This window comes from Streptomyces sp. NPDC101151 (assembly GCF_044768335.1).
Taxonomy (GTDB): Bacteria; Actinomycetota; Actinomycetes; order Streptomycetales; family Streptomycetaceae; genus Streptomyces.
In genome coordinates this window covers 1-5014 of the sequence record NZ_JBIWPP010000098.1, presented here as the reverse complement: position 1 = coordinate 5014, position 5014 = coordinate 1, and the positions used below count along the sequence as shown (strand labels likewise).

The 5014-nt window shown below is 68.5% G+C and carries 4 protein-coding genes; all 4 read left to right on the top strand.

Annotation, left to right across the window (positions count from 1 at the left end):
* Positions 1-103 precede the first annotated feature (103 nt).
* Entirely contained in the window at positions 104-856 is a 753-nt protein-coding gene (locus ACIRU3_RS47265; protein WP_404070570.1) for a TnsA-like heteromeric transposase endonuclease subunit, read from the top strand.
* 362 nt (positions 857-1218) lie between these two features.
* Complete coding sequence (locus ACIRU3_RS47260; RefSeq protein ID WP_404070572.1) at positions 1219-2745, top strand: Mu transposase C-terminal domain-containing protein; 1527 nt, start codon at positions 1219-1221, stop codon at positions 2743-2745.
* Positions 2742-3788: an ATP-binding protein gene (locus ACIRU3_RS47255; RefSeq protein ID WP_404070568.1), complete on the top strand. Its 1047-nt coding sequence runs from the start codon at positions 2742-2744 to the stop codon at positions 3786-3788. Before ACIRU3_RS47260 ends, ACIRU3_RS47255 begins: the two co-directional genes overlap by 4 nt.
* A 520-nt stretch (positions 3789-4308) precedes the next feature.
* Positions 4309-4944 carry a hypothetical protein gene (locus tag ACIRU3_RS47250; RefSeq protein WP_404070566.1) on the top strand — a complete coding sequence of 212 codons (636 nt, stop codon included), beginning with the start codon at positions 4309-4311 and terminating at the stop codon, positions 4942-4944.
* The last annotated feature ends 70 nt before the right edge of the window (positions 4945-5014 follow it).

The window sequence follows — 5014 nt, the reverse complement described above, 5'->3', positions numbered from 1 at the left end:
TGTCCGTTGTCATCCAATCGAGGCGTTTGACAGCGAACCTAGTCGTTCCGGTTTCCTTGCCAACGAACCTAGTCGTACGAGGTGACGTACTGGGGGGTGCTGGGTGGCCGTACCGGTCGGGGTGGATCTTGCGGAGCTGTACGTCGAGCTGTCGTACGTGGATGCTGTACGCGAGCGTCAGCGGCGTCCGCTGCTGGACTGTGCGACGGCGCGGTTCGAGGACGTGGCCGCGGTGCGGCCGTTTCGCTGGTCGAGAGGTGAGGGCTACTTCTCCGGCTGGTACTGGGCGTCGACGACCGGGCGGCACGTCGGTTTCGAGTCGTGGCTGGAGCGGGACCGGCTTGTGCTGATGGACTTCGATCCCGGGGTGGTGGGGATCGCCTCGCAGCCGTTCTGGCTGCACTGGCACGACGGCGAGCGTGAGCGTCGGCACGCTCCGGACTACTTCGTACGCCGCGCGGACGGCTCGGCGGTGGTCGTCGATGTCCGTCCCGATGAGCGGATCGAGCCGAGGGACGCGGAGGCGTTCGAGGTGACGCGCCTGGCCTGCGGCCAGGCCGGATGGGGCTTCGAGCGGGTCGGGGTGCCGGAGGAAGCGCTGCTGGCGAATGTCCGGTGGCTGTCGCGCTACCGGCATCCCCGGTGCCAGCGCGGACCGGTCGTGGACCGGCTCCGGGAGGTGTTCGCGGCCCCGTTCCCGTTGATGGCCGGGGCGGATGCGGCCGGCGATCGGCTTGAGACGCTCCCTGCCTTGTTCCATCTCCTCTGGCTTCAGGAGTTGGCCGCCGAGGACGTGGTGGTCGAGTTGCTGGGGCCGTCCACCGTAGTGCGCCTGGCGGACGGAGGCGTCCGTTGACGGCGGTGGGGAAGGGGCGGCGGGTCCCTCCGACGGCCAGGATCGCGGAGTTCCCGAAGACCGCTGCCGAACAGGCCCGCTGGTGGGAGAGACACATCCTGGAGGTGCTCGACGGCTTGCCGCCGGATGCTCCTGCGGGGACGGTGCCACGGCCGGAGTTCGACCCGGAACACAACTCGCTGGCTCAGCGGGAGCGGGCCAAGGCAGCCGAGCTGACGGCGGCCGGGCACGCGATGACGGCCAGCGGCGTCAAGCAGCGGCGCCAGCGCTACCAGCGGGACGGGCTGGTCGGACTGGCCGACGGCCGGTCCGCCAAACAGATGCCGTCCTTCGGCCAGGTGGCACCGGTGGTGGTCGAGGCGATGCGGCAGGCGATCGAGGAGACGGCCGAGGCGTCGTCGAAGACGATCGGCTTCGTGCTCTGGCGGGCGACACAGATCCTGGCCGCCCGTGAGGACGCGGAGGACATTGAGGTGCCCTCACAGCGCACGCTCTACCGGCTGTTCGACAGACTGGCCGCCGGCACCCATGCGACGGGCTCGGCGACCACACGCCGTTCGGTGAACGCGCGTCCGGCCGGGCCGTTCGGGGAAGTACCGGCCTGCGCGCCGGGCGAGTGGATGCAGATCGACTCCACACCGCTGGATGTCCTGGTCCGGCTGGACGATGGCATTGCCGAGAAAGTCGAGTTGACCGCCATGATCGACCTGGCCACCAGGTCGCTGGCCGCTGCGGTCCTGCGGCCGACGACGAAGGCGGCCGACGCTTCCGCTCTCCTGGCCCGGAGCATCACCCCTGAGACGATGCGTCCTGGCTGGTCGGACGCCCTGCGGATGTCCCGGTCGGTGATGCCGCACCGGCGGCTGCTGGCCTTGGACGAGCGGCTGGAGCATGCGGCTGCGAGGCCGGTGATCGTGCCGGACACGATCGTCTGCGACCACGGCAAGGTCTTCATCTCGAACAACTTCCGTGCGTCCTGCCGCTACTTGGGCATCAGCCTGCAGCCGACTCACAAGGCATCGCCTTTCGAGAAGGGCGCGATCGAGAAGACGCTGGGTTCGGTGGCGACTTTGTTCGCGCAGTTCGTCGCGGGCTACACCGGCCGGTCGGTGGACCGCCGGGGCCGGGGCCTGGAAAACGGGCCGCTGTGGTCCCTGCCCGAGCTGCAGAGCCTGCTGGACGAGTGGATCGTCGTCTGGCAGAACCGTCCGCACGACGCACTGCGGGACCCGGACTCACCGAAACGTGCGTTCACGCCGAACGAGAAGTACGCGATGCTGCTGGAGTCGTGCGGCTATGTTCCGGCCCCGTTCGGCGGCGAGGACTATGTCGAGTTGCTGCCGGAACGCTGGCAGGCGATCAACTCCTACGGCATCCGGATCAATCACCGCACCTACGACGACGGCGAGTTGACCCCGTTGCGCCGCCAGCACTCCGGGGTGGTGGAGAAGAAGGGGTTGTGGGAGATCCACTACGACCCCTACGACGTCTCCCGGATCTGGGTACGCAACCGCCGCAGCGAGCCAGCCCTGTGGATCACTGTGTTCTGGAAGCACCTGCACCGCGTCGGTGTCCCGTTCGGCGAGATGGCCTGGGACCACGCCCGCGCACAGGTCCCGGACGGGACCGAGGAACAGATCGCCGATGCCGCTGCCGCCCTGCTGCGGCGGGCACATGACGGTCCCGCCGCGGAGAAGGGACGCCCGGCCAAACGCTCACGGCGTGACCGACGGGTCGCCGCCCGCACCCAGGCCACTGCCACCGACCGGCCGGTCCCTGACCCGCCAGCCGCCGAGCCCGCGCACGGCGAGGAGACGGACACCGAGGTGGCCAAGGTCATCCCGCTGGGCCTGTTCGACCCGCTTGCCAACCCCTGGAGGCGCACGTGACCCGCTCCGAGCCGGCATCCCGGCAGCTCGCGTTGAGCGAGGCGGATGCCGAGGCCAACCGGCAGTTGACCACACTGGACGGATGGCGGAAGTCCCTCGACGACCCGCCCGCGCCGCCCGTGCTGCTGTCTCCTGCCGAGCTGAGGCGGATGTCCACGGCCGAACGGGAACTCTACGACGAGGACCGGCTCGACCATCACGCCCGGATGCTCGTGGTCTCCACCTCGTTCGTCGAGAAGACCGTGGTCTGCGGCCGTCGGCTGGTCCTGCTCAACCGCCACGCGGTCAGTGCCCGCCGCGGCCTGATGGTCTCCGGGCTCCCCGGAACGGGCAAGACCAGCGCTATCACCCAGCTCGGACGCGCCCATGAACTCCTCGACCGGGCCCGTCATCCCCACGTCGCCGACCGCATCCCCGTTCTCTACATCACGGTCCCTCCTGCCGCGACCGCCCGCATGGTCGCTGCCGAATTCGCCCGTTTCCTGGGCCTGCCGGTCCGGGCCCGGTCGAACATGACGGACATCATCGAGGCGGTCGTCGGCGTCTGCACGGACGCCCGCAGCGGCCTGGTGCTGGTCGACGAAATTCACAACGTTTCGCAGGCCACCCGGGCCGGCAGCGAGGTCTCCGACACCTTGAAGTACTTCTCCGAGCGGATCCCCGCCACGTTCGTCTACGCGGGCATCGGCCTCGAAACCAGCGAACTCTTGGCCGGCACCCGGGGCGCCCAGATCTCGGGCCGCTTCACTCTCGTTCCCACCCGCCCATTCCCCTACGGCGACGAGTGGAAGGGACTGGTCGCGACCCTGGAGGACACCCTGCTCCTGCACCACCACCCGCCCGGGAGCTTGGTCAAGTTGGCCCGCTACCTCCACGATCGGACCGCCGGGATGATCGGAGCCCTGTCCCACGCCATCCGGGGCGCCGCCATCGACGCGCTCCTGAGCGGCACCGAACGCGTGACCAAGGAAGGACTCGCCGCGATCCCTCTGGACCATGCGGCGGAGAGCCAGAAGAAGCCGCTCAAGAAGGCGACCAGGTGATCAGCAGCCCCTCCGCAGATCCTCAGACGTCGTGAGCACCCCTCACCTCGCGGAGCACCTGGTCCCTCTCCCAGTCCGTGTTCGCCCACGGCCTGGGGAGTCCGTCGACTCCTACGTCCGCCGCTTGGCCCTCGCCAACCATCTCAAGCCCAGCTACCTGCGCAGTTACCTTGCCGGGCCACCCGACTACGGGCCCGGGAAGCGGCCACGCCCCGACCGGCTCGCCGCCCTCGCTGGACGTGAACAGGGCATTCTGGAACGGGCCTTGCTTGACCTGATGCGGCAAAAGCCGGAGCCTCCGAAGAAGCCAAAGCGCAGCTTCACGAAGGCCGCGGACAAACCCGCGCTCTTCGCTGTGATCCGGCGAGACGCTCAAGCTGAACAGCTGCCGGTCTCCCACCTGGCGAGACGTCACCGTGTCAGCCATGCCACCGTCCGGCAGGCTCTGAACTCGCCCACACCACCGCCCCGCAAGAAACGGCCTCCCGTTGTGGGCCCGGCCAAGGGACGGATCGGCCCGATGATCGACGCCATCCTCGATGAGTACGCCGCCGCCCACGCCGGCCAGTTCCCCACCATGAGGGTGATCTGGGAGAAGCTGCTGGACGAACACCATGTCACCGCGGCTTACGCCACCGTCCACCGCTACCTGACCAAGCATCCGCGCTGGAGCCCGGACACCTTGGTCCGGCAACCGAACCAGCCCTCGGGAGACTTCCTTGCAGCGGCCCAACTGCCCTTCCAGAGCAACGTGATCAAGCACTATCGGGCCCTGTTGGCCGCAGTCCGCCGAGACCCGGCACGGCACGGACTCGACGGCTCCTACGCCACGATGACGGCCTTCGTCCTCGGCCTCGACGCCGGCAGCTCGTGGAGCATGCTCACCGGTTTTCAGGAATGGCTCGTCGTCCGACTCGGCAAGGGACACGACCTGACCTGGCCCGTTCTCGTCCGCCACCTCACCCCTGGAGGCTGGACCCACCCGCTCTCCGCGCACACCGACGTTGCCGCTGTGACTACGCTCTACCAGCTCATCGGGGAGTTCTTCACCGCACGAGAGCAGCCGGACGGTCTCGCCCGGATCTTCCGGGACTACCAGTCCTGGGCGATTACCCAGGACTGGTATCACCTCGCGGAGGCGGCAGACCAGGTCTGATCGTTTGACATCCAACCTAGTCGCCCCAGGTCAGGGCATCGCACCAGACTAACTTGGCTGTCAAAGGACA

Excerpts from the sequence above, each read along its gene's own strand:
- ACIRU3_RS47260 (WP_404070572.1), top strand. The coding sequence starts at position 1,219 with ATGCGGCAGGCGATCGAGGAGACGGCCGAGGCGTCGTCGAAGACGATC.
- ACIRU3_RS47250 (WP_404070566.1), top strand. The coding sequence starts at position 4,309 with ATGATCGACGCCATCCTCGATGAGTACGCCGCCGCCCACGCCGGCCAG.